This is a genomic window from Mycoplana sp. 10N416 (genome assembly GCF_056394765.1).
Genome location: NZ_JBFTIM010000001.1, coordinates 297,764 through 314,311 on the forward strand (window position 1 = coordinate 297,764; position 16,548 = coordinate 314,311).

Consider the following 16,548-nt stretch of genomic DNA (forward strand, 5'->3'; position numbering starts at 1 on the left):
GCTGCGATGTATCGATGCGCTGCAACGCAACAAGGGCAGCCCTCACCACGTTTCAGGTGGTGGATGGCCGCCCATTCACGACTGGCCCGCATGGGCCGGATTGAACATCACATGTTCGAATAAACCGGCCCTTCGCCACGCATGTTTTGACGGTGGTCCGGGCGGGCCGGACCGAACATTACATGTTCGGGTAGACCGGCCCCTCGCCGCCCTGTGGCGGCACCCAGTTGATGTTCTGGTTCGGGTCCTTGATGTCGCAGGTCTTGCAGTGGACGCAGTTCTGGGCGTTGATGACGAACACGTCCTGACCGTCCTTTTGCACCCACTCGTAGACGCCGGCCGGACAGTAGCGAGTCGACGGCCCGGCAAAGACATCGAGTTCGGAGGTCTTCTGCAGTTCCGGGTTCTTCAGTTGCAGGTGGATCGGCTGGTCTTCCTCGTGGTTGGTGTTCGACAAAAACACCGAGGAAAGACGGTCGAAGGTCAGGACGCCATCCGGCTTCGGATAGTCGATCTTCTGGTGCTTTTCGGCCGGCTCCAGCGAGGCGGCATCGGTCTTGCCGTGCTTGAGCGTGCCGAAGAAGGAGAAGCCGAACAGCGTGTTGGTCCACATGTCGAGACCGCCGAGGGCGACGCCGACCGCGGTGCCGAACTTCGACCACAGCGGCTTGACGTTTCGGACCTTCTTCAGGTCCTGGCCGATCGCGCTGTCGCGCCAGCCGTTTTCGATCTCGACCGGCTCGTCATGGGCGCGGCCGGCGGCGATCGCGTCCGCGAGCTTCTCGGCGGCGAGCATGCCGGAGAGCACGGCGTTGTGGCTGCCCTTGATGCGCGGCACGTTGACGAAGCCGGCCGAACAGCCGATCAATGCGCCGCCCGGGAACGACAGCTTCGGCACCGACTGGTAGCCGCCCTCGGTGATGGCGCGGGCGCCATAGGAGAGGCGCTTGCCGCCCTCGAAGGTGCCACGGATCGCCGGGTGCGTCTTGAAGCGCTGGAATTCCTCGAACGGGAACAGCCACGGGTTCTTGTAGTTCAGGTGGACGACGAAGCCGACGGCGACGAGGTTGTCTTCCAGATGATAGAGGAACGAGCCGCCGCCGGTCTTCATGCCAAGCGGCCAGCCGAACGAGTGCTGAACGAGCCCCGGCTTGTGGTGCTCCGGCTTGACTTCCCAGAGTTCCTTCAGGCCGATGCCGAATTTTTGCGGCTCGCGGTCCTTCTGCAGATCGAACTTGGAAATCAGCTGCTTGGCGAGCGAGCCGCGCACGCCCTCACCGATCAGCGTGTACTTGCCGAGCAGCGCCATGCCGCGGGTATAGTTCGGCCCCGGCTCGCCGTCGCGGCCGATGCCCATGTCGCCGGTGGCGACGCCGATCACCGCACCCTCGTCGTTGTAGAGCACTTCGGTGGCGGCAAAGCCCGGATAGATCTCGACGCCCAGCGCCTCGGCATGGGTGGCAAGCCAGCGGCAGACATTGCCGAGCGAGACGATGTAGTTGCCGTGATTGTTCATCAGCGGCGGCATGGCGAAGTTCGGCAGACGGACAGAGCCGGCGGGGCCGAGAAGCAGGAACTGATCGTCCGTCACCTGGGTCTTGAAGGGATGATCGGCCTCCTCGCGCCAGCCCGGCAGCAGCCGGTCGATGCCGATCGGATCGACGACGGCGCCGGACAGGATGTGCGCACCGACTTCGGCACCCTTCTCGAGCACGACGACCGACAGCTCCGGATTGACCTGCTTCAGCCGGATCGCCGCGGCCAGGCCGGCAGGCCCCGCGCCGACGATCACCACGTCGAATTCCATGCTCTCGCGCTCGGGAAGGTCCATCGCCTCAGTCATCTTATCTTGCCTCCAGATTCAGCCGTCCCCCGACAGCCAACCATTTGTTGGATTTTCTCATGACAAATGCACAAAGTCTTGTCGAGCCAAGCTGCGACACTCATTCATCGCATTTGTGCATAAGATGATGCGGCAACAGGAAAATCGGCTCGTTGCGGCCGAAAAATGCCATCACTGGTCGTCGCACGCCGACCGCAAAATGTGCTTCCAGCGGCTGATCCGCCTTGCTTTTGCCCGCCCGCCATGGGAGGAGGCGCGCCCCTCCGCCCTTTCCCGCATTGGATAGTTCATGACGACCGCATTCGGCCTCGATTTCGGCACCACCAATTCGGTTCTGGCGACGGCCTGCGGCACAACGACGCAGTCGGTGCTTCTCGACACGCCGGTTGGCGAAGCCGACACGTTGCGGACGGCCCTGTCCTTCCTGAAGAAGAACGCGCACACCCTTTCCTTCGAGGCCGGCCAGGCGGCGATCGCCCAGTTCATCGACAATCCCGGCGAATGCCGCTTCCTCCAGTCGATCAAGACGTTTGCTGCCTCGCCGCTGTTCCAGGGCACATTGGTCTTCGCCAAGCGCTACCAGTTCGAAGACATCATGCATGCCTTCCTGTCGCGACTCCGGGACTACGCTGGTGCAGCCTTCGACGGACAGGCCGGGCGCGTGGTTGTCGGGCGCCCCGTGCGCTTTGCCGGCAGCAACCCGGACGAAGCGCTGGCAACCGAACGCTACAACGCGGCGCTGACCCGCTTCGGCTTTCCGGAGATCCACCACGTCTACGAACCGGTCGCCGCCGCTTTCTACTTCGCCCGCAACCTCGACCGCGATGCCACCGTGCTCGTCGCCGACTTCGGCGGCGGCACCACCGACTACTCGCTGATCCGCTTCGAAAGCCATGCCGGACGGCTCACGGCGACCCCGCTCGGCCATTCCGGCGTCGGCGTCGCCGGCGACAATTTCGACTTCCGCATCATCGACAACATCGTCTCGCCTGTCATCGGCAAGGGCACGCTGTTCAAGAGCTTCGACAAGCTGCTCGAAGTGCCCTCCGGCTACTACGCGAATTTCGGGCGCTGGAACCAGTTGTCGATCTTCAAGACGCTGCGCGACTTCGCCGAACTGAAGAAACTGGTGCGGGTTAGCCTCGAGCCGGAAAAGCTCGAGGCTTTCGTCGACCTGATCGAGCACGACGAGGGCTATCCGCTCTACCAGGCGGTGTCAGCGACGAAGATGCGCCTTTCCACCGCCGAGGAGACGGAATTTTCCTTCGCCCCGCTCGGCGACAAGGCCACGCGGACCGTCCTTCGGTCCGACTTCGAGCAATGGATCGCTCCCGAACTGAAGCGGATCGAGGATGCGCTCGACGACGTGCTTGCCAAGACCAACACCGAATGCGGCGACATCGACAAGGTGTTCCTGACCGGCGGCACCTCGTTCGTCCCGGCGGTGCGGCGGCTGTTCGAGCAACGCTTCGCCCGTGACCGGATCGAGAGCGGCGGAGAACTGCTGTCGATCGCCCACGGGCTGGCATTGATCGGCGAGCGCGACGATATCGCCGACTGGACGGCCAAGCTCTCTTGACCATCAGCCGGGAAAAGTCGTTGATATAACACTTTGAAATGTTGCGCGATTTCAAGCAAGGCCGTCTTCGGCCAGAAATGTGCGCGCAACGAGCATTGCAACGGCAGCAAGGAGGCAGACATGGATCTCGGCATCAAGGGAAAGCGGGCACTGGTGCTGGCCTCCTCGCGCGGACTGGGCCGCGGCATAGCCGTGGCGCTGGCACGCGAGGGCGCCGATGTGCTGCTGTGCGGCCGCAACACCGACGAACTGGCTCGCAACTGCGCGGCGATCAACGCCGAGGGGAACGGCAGGGCCTCCTTCGCCCAGGCCGACCTTTTTGAAGGCGACGTTGTCGAAACGTTGGTCGCGGCCGTCGCGGAAAAGCTCGGCGGGCTCGACATCCTCGTCAACAACTCCGGCGGACCGACGCCGGGATCGAGCGAGGACATGACGGCAGAACTGCTCGAAACCTACTTCAACGCGATGGTGCTGCGGCTGATCACCCTGACAAACCGCTTCGTGCCGGAGATGAAGCAGCAGCGCTGGGGCCGCATTCTGACGGTCGCATCGGGCGGCGTGATCGAGCCGATACCCGGCCTTGCGCTTTCCAACACGCTGCGCCCGGCCCTAGCCGGCTGGTCGAAGACGCTGGCGAGCGAAGTCGCCCAATACGGCGTCACCTCCAACCTGCTCCTGCCGGGCAGCATTTTCACCGATCGGCTCAAGAGCCTTGATGCCGCCGCGGCCCAGCGCAGCGGCAAGTCGGTCGAAGAGGTGAAAGCGGAATCGGAACAGGCCATCCCGGCGCGCCGCTACGGCACCGTCGAAGAGTTTGCGGCCACGGCGGCCTTCCTGTGCAGCCAGCCGGCAAGCTACGTCACCGGAAGCATCATTCGTTGCGACGGCGGCGCGGCCCGCTCCGTCTGATACCGCTTGCCCCGGGCGCTGATCGGACGCTGACCGACGGCCAGCATATCAACTGCGAAAAGCGCGGCAGCGATGCCATGACTTGCCGCCGCCGATGTCATTCCTGTATGGCTAAAGGATGATCTCCGCTTCCGACCTCGACGCCGCCGAACTGGCCGCACTGCTCGCGTTTCACGCGGATGCGGGCGTGGAGTGGCTGCTTGAAGAAAAGGCCATCGACCGGATCGCGGAATTCGAGGCAATGCGCGCCGCGCACGCGGCCCGGCAAGGCGCGGCCGACACTGCCGCTCGTTCCGAAAGCGGTTCGGCCAGGCGAACCGACAACGCCTCCGGCAGGGGGGCGCAGCCGACACGCCGCGAGCCGGCGCCGGTCGCACCCGCTGTCGCGATTCCGGACAGCCAAGCCGTCGCCGATGCCGTCTTTGTCGCAAGCCGCGCCCGCTCGCTTGCGGAACTGAAGGTTGCCATGGAAGCCTTCACCGGCTGCAACCTGAAGAACAGCGCCCGCGGCCTGGTCTTCGCCGAAGGCAATCCGCGACCGGCGGTGATGGTGATCGGGTCGATGCCCAATGCGGACGACGACCGCGACGGACTGCCCTTCTCCGGGCGGCAAGGCGCGATGCTGGATCGGATGCTCGGCGGCATCGGCCTGAGCCGCGCCGACATGCTGCTCACCAACGTCATCCCCTGGCGCCCGCCCGGCAATCGCGTGCCGTCTGCAGCGGAAAGCGACATCTGCCGGCCTTTCATCGAACGTCAAATCGAGCTGGCCGAGCCGAACCACCTGTTGTTCCTCGGCAATTTCGCTGCCCGCTTTTTCTTTGGCGGAACGCAGACCATTCACCAGCTGCGCGGCGATTGGCGCGAGGTCGTCGTCGGCGGACGAACGATCCCGGCATTTGCCACACTGCATCCGCAGGATCTGGCCGCGGCGCCCATCAGCAAGCGGCTTGCCTGGCAGGATCTGCTTGCTTTCCGCGCCGGGACCGTATCGTCAGCCGACCAATCCGGCTGACACAGAGCGGCGCCGCTTCCACCATTTCGTGATGGTTGCTCGAACGGCATCCGAGCCGTTCGATTCGCGCAGATAGATGAACCTGAAATGACCGAAGCCATGAAAATTGCGCATATCAGCCGGGCACAATGTCGCATTGCAATATTCATGCTGCACTGCGATATGCAGACAGGGAGGACAGAGTAAGGATATCGAATCATGACCGCCCGCCTTCGCCCCATCCATTCGAGCTTCGAGACGCTGCGCTATGTCGGCTTCCGTCCGGCCAATGGTTTCGGTGGCTTGCGTGCTCCGGCTGTTGAACAGCTGACCGCCTCCGGTTACGCCCGCATCAATCGCCCCGCGAGCATTTACGCCGACTTCATCCAGCGCTGAGGCGTGGACAACGAAAGACCGCCGTTTGGCCGAACCTTTCGCCGAGAACGGACCGGAGTCCCGCGATGACAAGACTGCGTAAACTCATGTTGGACCTGCAGGATATTCGCACCGCAGTGAACGCCGCGCGCGAATACAACGTGCTCGCCTCGCTGCCACCCGATGCGGCCCAGCGCCGCGATCCGCTCAAGGCGTTCATGCCGAACTGACCGAGCAGCGGCCCATGGAAAGCAAAAGCAGGGGGCTTCGGCGCCCCTTTGTTTATTGACAGAGCCCTGCTTCGATCCTTCATTTTTCGCAGCGCCAATTTGGTCCGTCATGCCGACGTGATCTGGCATCCAGCCTGCTTGAGCAACAAAATACTCTTTGGCACCGCAGAAGCGACGGTGCTGGATCCCGGATCAATTCCGGGGTGACGCAGGGAGTGCGCGCTCCGCTAGGACAGCCACTCCGTCAGCATTCCGGGCAGCGGTTCGGCGCCCCTTCGTTTGCGTCAACGATTGTCGCAATGGACAGCGTCAACGAGCTTGTTTAACAGCCACACTCGTCCTGTCCGTCTATGCCATCCCGGCGTGCGCAATCTCCTTCGGAATATTCATGCTGACGAGTCTCGTCCCCTTCGTGAGCCTCCTTGTGTCCACGCTGTTGATGATGGTGGCGTTCGGATTGCAGAGCTACGTCATCCCCGTGCGCTCGGTGGCGGAGGGCTGGTCGACGCAGACGATCACCTGGATCGCCACCGGCTACACGCTCGGCTTCACTATCTCGTGCATCGTCACGCCGAAGTTCGTCCTGGCGGTCGGCCATGTTCGCGTCTTCGTCGCGCTGGTGACGCTGCTGTCCACAGCCATCCTTCTCTGCTCGCTGGTGGTGGACTGGCGCGCCTGGATGCTGTTTCGCGCCATCTCCGGCTTTGCCATTTCCGGCAGCTACCTCATCATCGAGAGCTGGCTCAACGAACGGGTGACGAACGAGAACCGCGCCTCGATCTTCTCGCTGTACGTGATGACCACCATGGTCGGCGGCATTGGCGGCCAGTATCTGGTGCCGCTCGGCGATCCGACCAATACCTCGCTGTTCATCCTCTGCGCCATCATTTTTTCCGTCTCGCTGCTTCCGACGGCGCTGACCTCGTCACCGCTGCCCGCTCCCCCCACGCAGGCGCGCTTCAATGTCCTCAAGCTGTATAGGCGCTCCCCCGTCGCCGTCGTCGGCGCCTTCCTGGCCGGGGCGCTCTCCGGCGGCTGGCTCAACCTCGGCGGCGTCTTTACTCAACGGATCGGGCTGACGACCGCACAGGGCGCGACACTGCTTGCTGCCGTTCTCGTCGGCAGCGCGCTGTCGCAAATTCCGATCGGACGCGCGTCGGATCGCATGGACCGGCGATTGGTGATGGTCGCGTGCGGCCTCGTCGGCGTCGTCTCGTGCCTTGCCATGATGGCCGCGCAGGGCAGTTCGCCGGCCGTGCTCTATGTCATGGCTGCTGCGGTCGGGTCCGTGATCTTTCCGATCTACGCGCTGAACGTGGCGCATGCGAACGATCTCGCCAAGCCCGACGAATACGTCGAGGTTTCCTCGGGAATGATGATCGTCTACGGCGTGGGCACGATCTCCGGCCCGCTGATGGTCGGGCCGATCATGGACCGCTTCGGGCCGAGTTCACTGTTTGCCGTTTTCACCCTGTATTTTGCGCTCTACGGTGGCTATGCCGCATGGCGGATCATGCGTCGCGATGCAGCAAGCGGCATGGTAGCCAAGACCGATTTCCGCGCGATGCCGGTGCAGCCGGTCGGGGCGGAGGCCACCGTCGTGGCTTCGCCTGCTGATGGTGCAAGCGACATCGTCGAGGACACGACCACGCCGCAGTGGAACAAGGCGTAAGCGCGCACAGTCCCCGCAAGGAACCCCGGTGAGCGCCCATCACCCCTGCGGCGTCAGGTGCCGGCGGGCGGCCTTTCTCTGCAGGCCGAGCCGGTGCTCGCGGACGATGATGAAGATGCCTGCGGAAATCACGATCGTCGTGCCGACCAGCATCGTCAGCGTGGGAATGTCGTCGAAAAGCAGGTAGCCGAACACCAAGCCCAGCACGATCGACGTGTATTCGAACGGGGCGATGGTGGAGACGTCGGCGTAACGGTAGCTTGCCGTCAGCAGCAATTGCGCGACGCCGCCGCAGAAACCGGCAAGTGCCAGCAGCGTCAGCGCCTTGCCGCTGAGGTCCACCCAGCCGAAGGGCAGCGTCGCCAACGAGAAGACGGCGGCCGACAGGGAGAAATAGAGCACGATCGTCGGCGTCTTCTCCGTCTGCACCAGCTTGCGAACAAGCACCATGGCAACGGCGCCAAGCGTCGCCGAGGCAAGAACGGCCGCAGCCCCGAGTGCCTCCGCCATTCCGACCGCGCCTTCGCCGAACAGCGTCAGGCGCGGAAAGGTGATGATCGAGACCCCGAGCAACCCGACCAGCACCGCCGACCAGCGATAGATCCCGACCGTCTCCTTGAGAAAGACTGCTGCAATCATCACCGCAATCAGGGGCATGGCATAGCCGATCGCGATCGCTTCCGGCAGCGGAAGATGGATCAGTCCGTAAAAGCCGAAGCTCATCGACACGATGCCGACGAAGCCGCGCGCCAGGTGACCGGGCAGGTTGCGCGTGCGGAAGGAAGCAACGAGTTCCCCGCGCGCTGCGAGAAACAGCACGATCGGCACCATGGCAAAGGCGGAACGGTAGAAGGTGATCTGGCCGGTGGTGATATCCTTGCCGGCCGCCTTGATCAGCGTCGACATGCAGACGAAGATCACCACCGAGGAAACCTTGAGGAAAATCGCCTTCATCGGCTGCTGTTCGGCGAATTCCATGGGAAAGTCAGTCTCTTCCGCGGCCGGAATGGGCCGGCATCGATCATGCGAGGCAAATCATGTCCGCCGATACTAGCGCCGCATTCGTGAAAGAGGGATCAAAATTCGTGATGCGGGAGCACAGCTTTTGATGCTCTCGCTGCTCTTCCGGAGAAAGCCCGCCAAGCTCGTCGGATGAGAGGATACACAGCCGCTGCTCGCACGATCCGATGCGGCCGGCTCAGCCGCCGTTCAGTAACGCCCAGACCTTCTGCGGCGTCGCCGGCATGTCGATGTGGTCGATGCCGCGTGCTCGAAACAGGGCGTCTACGACCGCATTCATCACCGCGGGACAGGAACCAATCGTCGCGGCCTCCCCCGCCCCCTTGATGCCGAGCGCATTCGTCGTCGAGGGAACGTTGCGGGTGTCGAAGCGGAAGAACGGCAGTTCCTCGGCGCGCGGCAGGCCGTAGTCCATCAGCGTCGCGGTCAGGAGTTGGCCCTCGGGCGAATAGACCGTCTCCTCGTTCAGGCACTGGCCGATGCCCTGGACGATGCCGCCATGCACCTGCCCCAGCAGAAGGATGGGGTTCACCGTCAACCCGAAGTCATCGACAACCTGATAGTTCACGATTTCGACGCGGCCGGTATCGGTATCGATCTCGACTTCGACGATATGGGTCCCATTCGGATAGGTGGCCTCGTCCTGCACAATGTCGGAGACGGAAATCAGGTCGTCCTCGGATTTTGCTGCAGCAGCGATCCCGGCAAAGCTCAGCGCCTGGTCGGTGCCGACCACGCGTGCCTCGCCCGCCACAAGCTCGATGTCGTCGACCGCCGCTTCCAGTTCGTCGCCGGCAATGCGCTTCATCTTCTCGGCCAGCCCCTCGCTGGCGGCGGCAACGGAAACGCCGCCAAGCGGGATCGAGCGCGAACCGCCGGTTCCCCCGCCCCTCTCCAATTCGGCCGTATCGCCCTGGCGCACGATGATCTTGTCGAAGTCGATGCCGATCTTGTCGGCGATGAACTGGCTGTAGGCAGTCGCGTGCCCCTGCCCGTTCGTCTGCGTACCGATGAAGAGCGTAATGGTGCCGTCGCCGTTCAGCTTCAGCTTCGCGGGCTCGGAGCCGGCAAAGGCGCAGGCCTCGACATAGGTCGACATGCCGATGCCGCGGATCAGCCCTCTTTCGGCACTCTGATCGGCGCGCGCGGCAAAACCGTCCCAATCGGCAAGTTCCATCGCCTTGGTCATGTGGCCGTCGAACTCGCCGACGTCATAGAGCCGTCCGCCCTGGGTCTTGTAGGGGAACTGTTCGGGCCGGATGAAGTTGCGGCGCCGGAACTCCGCCGGCGACAGGCCGGTTTCGCGCGCCGCCTTGTCCACGAGCCGCTCGATCGCGTAGGCCGCCTCCGGCCGCCCGGCGCCACGATAGGCGTCGACGGGCGTGGTGTTGGTGTAGAAGGCGCGGATGTGCATGTCGAGCAGCGGAATGTCGTAGACGCCCGTTGCCATGATCGCCGCCATCGTCGGGATCATCGGTCCGTACTGCGAGAGATAGGCGCCCATGTTGGCATCCATCCGGATACGCAGCGCCGTGATCTTGCCGTCCTCGTCCATGGCAACTGCGGCATGCACGATGCTGTCGCGCCCGTGCGAGTCGGCCAGGAAATGCTCAGCGCGGCTACTGACCCATTTCACCGGCCGTCCGAGCCGGCGGGCCGCCTCCATCACCAGCGGATACTCGCGATAATTGAAGGCCTTGGTGCCGAAGCCACCGCCGACGTCCGGTGTGATGACGCGGATCTTGTCGGGCGGCACGCGGAAGACTTGGGCGAGCGAATTGCGCACCCCATGCACGCCCTGCGAGCCGCTGGTCAGCGTGAAGCTCTGGCTTGCCTCGTCCCATTCGCCGAGTGCCGCGCGCGGCTCCATATAGTTGGCGACGAGACGGTTGTTGACGAGTTCGATCTCGGTGACCCGGTGGGCCCTGGCGAAGGCATCGGCCACCGGCGCGGGTTCGCCGGTCTGATGCTCGTAGACCAGATTGGTGCCCAGTTCCGGCCAGACCAGCGGCACGTCGTCCTCGGCAGCCGCCCGGAGCGAGACGTTCGCCTCTTGCATCTGCCAGTCGATCTCGATCAGTTCCGCCGCATCCTCGGCCTGGTCTTGCGTATCGGCGACGATGAAGGCCACGGCATCGCCGACGTGGCGCACGCGGCCGCGACAAAGGACGGGGGCATTGCGCACCTCATGCTTGCTGCCGTCCGGCTGGACGATCCGAGCAAGGCACGGCACGTCGCCGAGATCGGGAATGTCGTCCGCCGTGAGGACCAAGCGGATGCCGGGCGCCTCTCGTGCGGCGTCAAGCGACACGATCTCGAACGTCGCGGCCGCATGCGGCGAGCGCAGCACGTACCCGCGCAATTCATCCGGACGCGCAATGTCGCTGGTATAGGAGCCTTCCCCTTTGAGCAGGGGGAGATCTTCCTTGCGCAGCGCGGAGGCCCCCACTCCGAATTTCGGTGTAGCGATCGTCATGCCGGTCGTGTCCTGAGGTTTTCCCAAAAGCGGTCGCGACGGCGCGCCGTCATCTCGTGCAAATGTTAGGTCACGCTCGTAAAATGTCGAGAGGCACCACGGCATTATTCCTCAAAATGAAAGGAACACCCGCGCGTGTGGCAATGAGATGTTAAGTCACAACCCATATCAAAAGAGCGAGCCTAAGACCAATCCGTCCTTTTCCCCTTGTCCAGTTGCGTTAAAACGGGACAGACTGAAGGACACGAACAGGACATACCATGCGCACTGAGAGCGGCCGGATCATCCATCTGACAGACTACCGCCCGACAGACTTCGTTCTTGAACGCGTCGACCTCACCTTCGAACTCGATCCGACCGAAACCAAGTGCACATCGCGCATGCTGTTCCATCGGCGGGAAGGCGCCGCTCTCGACGCTCCGCTGGTCCTCGACGGGGACGAACTGAAGATGACCGGCCTGCTGTTCGACGGCATGCCCATGGAGCCGGAAAGGTTCACCGAAGAGAACGACACGCTGACGATCCGCGACCTGCCGGAGGCGGGCGCCTTCGAGATCACCGTCGACACGATGATCAACCCGGAAGCAAACACCCAACTGATGGGCCTCTATCGGACGAACGGCATCTATTGCACCCAGTGCGAGGCCGAAGGGTTCCGCCGCATCACCTATTTCTACGACCGGCCGGATGTGCTCTGCGTCTACACGGTCAATATCATCGCCGACAAGGAAAGCTGCCCGCTACTGCTGTCGAACGGGAACTTCCTTGGTGGCGCGGGCTATGGCGAGGGCAAGCACTTCGCCGCCTGGTTCGACCCGCATCCCAAGCCCAGCTACCTCTTCGCCCTCGTCGCCGGCGATCTCGGCGTGGTCGAGGACACCTTCACGACCATGTCCGGCCGCGAGGTTGCGCTGAAGATCTACGTCGAGCACGGCAAGGAGCCGCGCGCGACCTATGCGATGGACGCGCTGAAGCGCTCGATGAAATGGGACGAGGAGGTGTTCGGCCGCGAATACGACCTCGACATCTTCATGGTGGTCGCCGTTTCCGACTTCAACATGGGGGCGATGGAGAACAAGGGGCTCAACGTCTTCAACGACAAGTACGTGCTCGCCGACCCAGAAACGGCGACCGATGCCGACTATGCCAACATCGAGGCGATCATCGCGCACGAGTACTTCCACAACTGGACGGGCAACCGTATCACCTGCCGCGACTGGTTCCAGCTGTGCCTGAAGGAAGGGCTGACGGTCTATCGCGACCACGAGTTCTCCGCCGACCAGCGTTCGCGCGCCGTCAAGCGCGTCGCCGAGGTGCGGCACCTGAAGTCGGAACAGTTCCCCGAGGATGCCGGCCCGCTCGCCCATCCGGTCCGGCCGACGATGTATCGTGAGATCAACAACTTCTACACCACGACGGTCTACGAGAAGGGGGCCGAGGTCACCCGTATGATCGCCACCATCCTCGGGCGCGACCTCTTCAAGAAGGGCATGGACCTCTATTTCGAGCGTCACGACGGAGACGCGGCGACGATCGAGGACTTCGTCAAGTGCTTCGAGGACGCCAGCGGCCGCGACCTTGGCCAGTTTTCGCTCTGGTACCACCAGGCAGGGACTCCTCTCGTCACCGTCAGCGGCGCCTTCGATCAAGCCAACGGAACTTTCACGCTGTCGCTCGAGCAGATGGTGCCGCCGACGCCGGGACAATCCGCCAAGGAACCGATGCATATCCCGCTGCGCTTCGGACTTCTTCTCCCCGACGGAAGCGAAGCGACGCCGACCTCGATCGACGGTGTCGAAGTCACCGGCGACGTGCTGCACCTGACCGAGCGCAAGCTAACCGCCAGCTTCGCCGGCCTCACAACCCGGCCGGTCGTCACCCTCAACCGTGACTTCTCCGCACCGATCAACCTGCACTTCGAACACACACCCGCGGATCTCGCCCACATCGGCCGGCACGACCGCGATCTGTTCGCGCGCTGGCAGGCGCTGAACGACCTCGCGCTGCCGAACCTGGTGGAGGCGTCGCGCAACGCGCGCGCCGGCACGGCCATTGCCGTGAATTCACTCCTGTCCGACACACTCATCGAAATCGCCGCAGACGAGACATTGGAGCCTGCATTTCGCGCCCAGATCCTGGCGCTGCCGAGCGAGGCAGACATCGCTCGCGAACTCGGCAGCAACAACGATCCCGACGCGATCCGTGCCGGTCGCGAGGCCGTTCTCGCCTTCCTGGCGAGCGAGGGGGCAGCACTTTTCACCACGCTCTTCGACCGCCACGATAGGAAGGGCAGTTTTACGCCGGATGCTGCAAGTGCCGGCCATCGGGCGCTTCGCAATGCCGCCCTGGCCTATCTCTCCATCGCCGACGGCCAGCCGGCCCGTGCCGCGCAAGCCTTTGCCGGCGCAGACAACATGACGGACCTGAGTGCAGCACTGACGGTGCTCGCCCATCGCTTCCCCGAGGCGGAGGAAACGCAGGCGGCGCTCGAGACCTTCCGTGCGCGTTTCGCCGAAAACGCACTCGTTCTCGACAAATGGTTCGCGATCCAGGCAACGATACCTGGCGAAGGCGCATTGGCCCGGGTGCAGCACCTGATGCAGAGCCCGCATTTCAACGCGGCCAATCCCAACCGCGTACGCGCGTTGGTCGGCACCTTTGCCTTTTCCAATCCGACCGGCTTCAATCGCCTCGACGGCGAGGGCTACCGCTTCCTGGCATCGCAGATCCTTCAAATCGATCCGAAGAATCCGCAGCTGGCCGCCCGCATCCTCACATCGATGCGCTCCTGGCGCTCTCTGGAGGGCGTGCGAGCCGAGCATGCGATGAACGCGCTGCGACAGATTGCAGCCGGCGAGAAGCTTTCCGCCGACGTCGCCGACATTGTCGAGCGGATGCTGAACGGCTGAGAAGCGGCGCGAAAGCGCAGGCAAGCGTGCCGGCGGCGGAGGGCGCCGTCGGACTATGATTTCTCAACCCTCAAAACTGGTTAAGAAACCCTTACCTTTCCTCTGGACAAGGCGAATCGCGAATGATTCATTAGCTTAGATTCGGACGGGCGATTTGCCGAATCACCAAGACGGAACAGGGTGTTGGATATGGCGGACGCGCAACGGGGACGCGCAGCCGAGGGGCGGATTCGTCTCAAATTTTCAGGTGTGGCAGCCTGGGACGAAAATCTGGCGGGTCACGCCCGGATCTTCGCCGGTCCGGCGACGTTGCGCCTGTCGCGTGCGGAGCCGGTTCTCAAGCGCTCGCTCCCGATCCTGATCGTCGCCTTCCTGCTGGTGGTCGGCATTTCACGGCTGGCCGGCATCCTGCTGGAGCATCAGCGCATGGATGCAGGTGTGCGTGACGGCACGGCGCTGATGGCTGTCGCCGTGGGTGCGGTGTTTTCCGTAGACGATGGCGCCCTTTCCGACGGTCAGCGCAACGAGGTCGAGCGCGCGCTCACCGCGCACTTGCCGCAAGACCGGCTTCCCGAGGGAGCCCTGGTGCTGTTCGTGCAAAAGAGCGGCCGCATCTTCGCCAGTTCGCTTTCCGGCGCCGGCTTCGTCGGCATGTCGGTGGCGCGGGTCGCGCCCGACGTCGCCGCCGCCCAGTATTTCGACGAGCCGTCCGGGGTCATGCAGGCCCGCATCGGCGATGTGGAGCACTATTTCTCGATCGTAGACGGCTCCAAGGGCGGAGGCTATGCGATCGTCGCCAGCCCGCTCGACGGGGTCGAGGCGCAGTGGCGCAGCGAACTGTCGCTGAACGTCACGCTCTTTGCCGGAATCTCGGCCATCCTCGGCTTCACCCTCTATGCCTATTTCCTGCAGTCGAAGCGTGCGCGCGATGCGGATGCGATCTTCGCCGAGTCCAACTTGCGGGTCGAGACCGCGCTCGCGCGCGGCCGCAGCGGACTTTGGGATTTCGACCTGTCTGGCCGGCGACTGTTCTGGTCGCGCTCCATGTACGAAATGCTGGGCATGACGCCGCGCGACAACTACCTGTCCTTCGGCGAGGCGGCCAGGTTGATGCATCCGGACGACGACGGCATTTACCAGGTTGCCCGCGCGGTGGCGAAGGGCGAGGCACGCCAGGTCGACCAGGTGTTTCGCATGCGCCACGCCGACGGGCACTACGTCTGGCTTCGCGCCCGAGCACAGCTGATCCGCATGTCGTCCGGCCGGGCGCACATGATCGGTATCGCCATGGACGTGACCGAGCAGCATCGGCTCGCTGAGCGTTACCAGGAGGCCGATCAGCGGCTCGCGGCTGCGCTCGAATGCACGTCGGAAGCATTTGTCCTCTGGGACAAGGACGACCGCCTCGTCATGTGCAACGCGCACTATCAGCAGGCCTACGGCTTGCCGGACGAAGTGCTGGTCCCCGGAACCGAGCGCATCGTCGTGCTCGCCGCGGCGGCCCGGCCGGTGATTGCCCGCCGAATCGCCGACGCCAACCGCACCAACAGTTCCCAGACGTCCGAGGTCCAACTTGCCGACGAGCGCTGGCTGCAGGTGAACGAACGACGCCCCCACGACGGCGGCCTCGTCTCGGTCGGCACCGACATCAGCATGATCAAGCGTCACCAGGTGCGCCTGCGCGAGTCCGAACGCCGCCTCGTCGCCACCATCGGCGATCTGTCCGCCTCGCGCGCCAAGCTTGAACGGCAGACGTCGGAGCTTTCTGTCGCCAATGCGAACTATCAGGCCGAGAAGGAGCGTGCCGAGGCCGCGAACCGGGCAAAATCCGAATTCCTCGCCAACATGTCGCACGAGCTGCGCACGCCGCTGAACGCGATCCTCGGCTTCTCGGAGATCCTGCAGAACCAGATGTTCGGTCCACTCGGCTCGGAGAAGTACGACGAGTATGTCCGCGATATCCATGAAAGCGGCCGGCATCTCCTGAACGTCATCACCGACATCCTCGACATGTCCAAGATCGAGGCGGGACACATGCGCATCAGTTGCGATGCCATCGATCTGGCACCGCTGGTGGACGAGACCCTGCGCCTCACCGCCGTGCAGGCGCAACAAAAGGACATCCATGTCGAGCAGCAGGTCTCGTCTGGCCTTTCGCTGATCGCCGACCGACGGGCGATGAAGCAGATCCTGCTCAACCTTCTCTCCAATGCCATGAAGTTCACCAATGACGGCGGCAGGGTCAGGGTGCGGGCACAGAAGCGCGACGGCGCTGTCACCGTGACAATCGCCGACACCGGCATCGGCATCCCGAAGGCAGCCCTTGCCAAGATCGGCCAGCCGTTCGAGCAGGTGCAGAGTCAATATGCCAAGAGCAAGGGCGGCTCGGGGCTCGGGCTTGCCATCTCCCGATCGCTGACCCGGCTGCACGGGGGAAGCATGCGCATCTTCTCCGAAGAGGGCAAAGGCACGATCATCTCCGTGCGCATTCCCGATCGTGGCGTCGTTATCCTGCCTGGCGAGACCCGCGCCTGAACTCTC

Annotated in this window: 11 protein-coding genes; 8 read left to right on the forward strand and 3 right to left on the reverse strand. The window is 63.7% G+C overall.

Translation table 11 applies throughout. The annotated features are described in order from the left end of the window. Nucleotides 1-178 precede the first annotated feature (178 nt). The gene (locus AC1DDS_RS01410) at nt 179-1,843 is read right to left on the reverse strand and encodes an electron transfer flavoprotein-ubiquinone oxidoreductase (protein ID WP_477477260.1); all 1,665 of its coding nucleotides are present in this window, start codon (nt 1,841-1,843) and stop codon (nt 179-181) included. Between the two features lie 289 nt (nt 1,844-2,132). On the opposite strand from AC1DDS_RS01410, the gene AC1DDS_RS01415 reads away from it, so the two are divergent. From AC1DDS_RS01415 to AC1DDS_RS01440, 6 genes are all read left to right on the forward strand, one after another. Continuing rightward, a complete protein-coding gene (locus tag AC1DDS_RS01415; protein WP_477477261.1) occupies nt 2,133-3,422 on the forward strand; it encodes an Hsp70 family protein in 1,290 nt (429 codons plus the stop codon). A gap of 120 nt (nt 3,423-3,542) precedes the next feature. Then, a complete protein-coding gene (locus tag AC1DDS_RS01420; protein ID WP_477477262.1) occupies nt 3,543-4,331 on the forward strand; it encodes an SDR family oxidoreductase in 789 nt (262 codons plus the stop codon). A 118-nt stretch (nt 4,332-4,449) separates the two neighbouring features. Beyond that, on the forward strand, nt 4,450-5,346 hold the full coding sequence (locus tag AC1DDS_RS01425) for a uracil-DNA glycosylase (RefSeq protein ID WP_477477263.1): 897 nt from the start codon (nt 4,450-4,452) through the stop codon (nt 5,344-5,346). Nucleotides 5,347-5,544: 198 nt separating this feature from the next. Then, complete coding sequence (locus AC1DDS_RS01430; RefSeq protein WP_310418037.1) at nt 5,545-5,721, forward strand: hypothetical protein; 177 nt, start codon at nt 5,545-5,547, stop codon at nt 5,719-5,721. A 65-nt stretch (nt 5,722-5,786) separates the two neighbouring features. Continuing rightward, a complete protein-coding gene (locus AC1DDS_RS01435) occupies nt 5,787-5,930 on the forward strand; it encodes a hypothetical protein (protein ID WP_477477264.1) in 144 nt (47 codons plus the stop codon). A 388-nt stretch (nt 5,931-6,318) separates the two neighbouring features. Next, nucleotides 6,319-7,602 carry an MFS transporter gene (locus AC1DDS_RS01440; protein ID WP_477477265.1) on the forward strand — a complete coding sequence of 428 codons (1,284 nt, stop codon included), beginning with the start codon at nt 6,319-6,321 and terminating at the stop codon, nt 7,600-7,602. Between the two features lie 39 nt (nt 7,603-7,641). On the opposite strand, the gene AC1DDS_RS01445 is transcribed toward AC1DDS_RS01440, so the two are convergent. Together AC1DDS_RS01445 and AC1DDS_RS01450 are read right to left on the reverse strand one after the other, a co-directional pair. Continuing rightward, nucleotides 7,642-8,580, reverse strand: a complete 939-nt coding sequence (locus tag AC1DDS_RS01445) for a DMT family transporter (protein ID WP_477477266.1) — start codon at nt 8,578-8,580, stop codon at nt 7,642-7,644. A 220-nt stretch (nt 8,581-8,800) separates the two neighbouring features. Further along, entirely contained in the window at nt 8,801-11,098 is a 2,298-nt protein-coding gene (locus AC1DDS_RS01450; RefSeq protein ID WP_477477267.1) for a xanthine dehydrogenase family protein molybdopterin-binding subunit, read from the reverse strand. Nucleotides 11,099-11,358: 260 nt separating this feature from the next. On the opposite strand from AC1DDS_RS01450, the gene pepN reads away from it, so the two are divergent. Further along, nucleotides 11,359-14,007: an aminopeptidase N gene (pepN, locus tag AC1DDS_RS01455; protein ID WP_477477268.1), complete on the forward strand. Its 2,649-nt coding sequence runs from the start codon at nt 11,359-11,361 to the stop codon at nt 14,005-14,007. 189 nt (nt 14,008-14,196) lie between these two features. Then, nucleotides 14,197-16,542, forward strand: a complete 2,346-nt coding sequence (locus AC1DDS_RS01460) for a PAS domain-containing sensor histidine kinase (protein WP_477477269.1) — start codon at nt 14,197-14,199, stop codon at nt 16,540-16,542. The last annotated feature ends 6 nt before the right edge of the window (nt 16,543-16,548 follow it).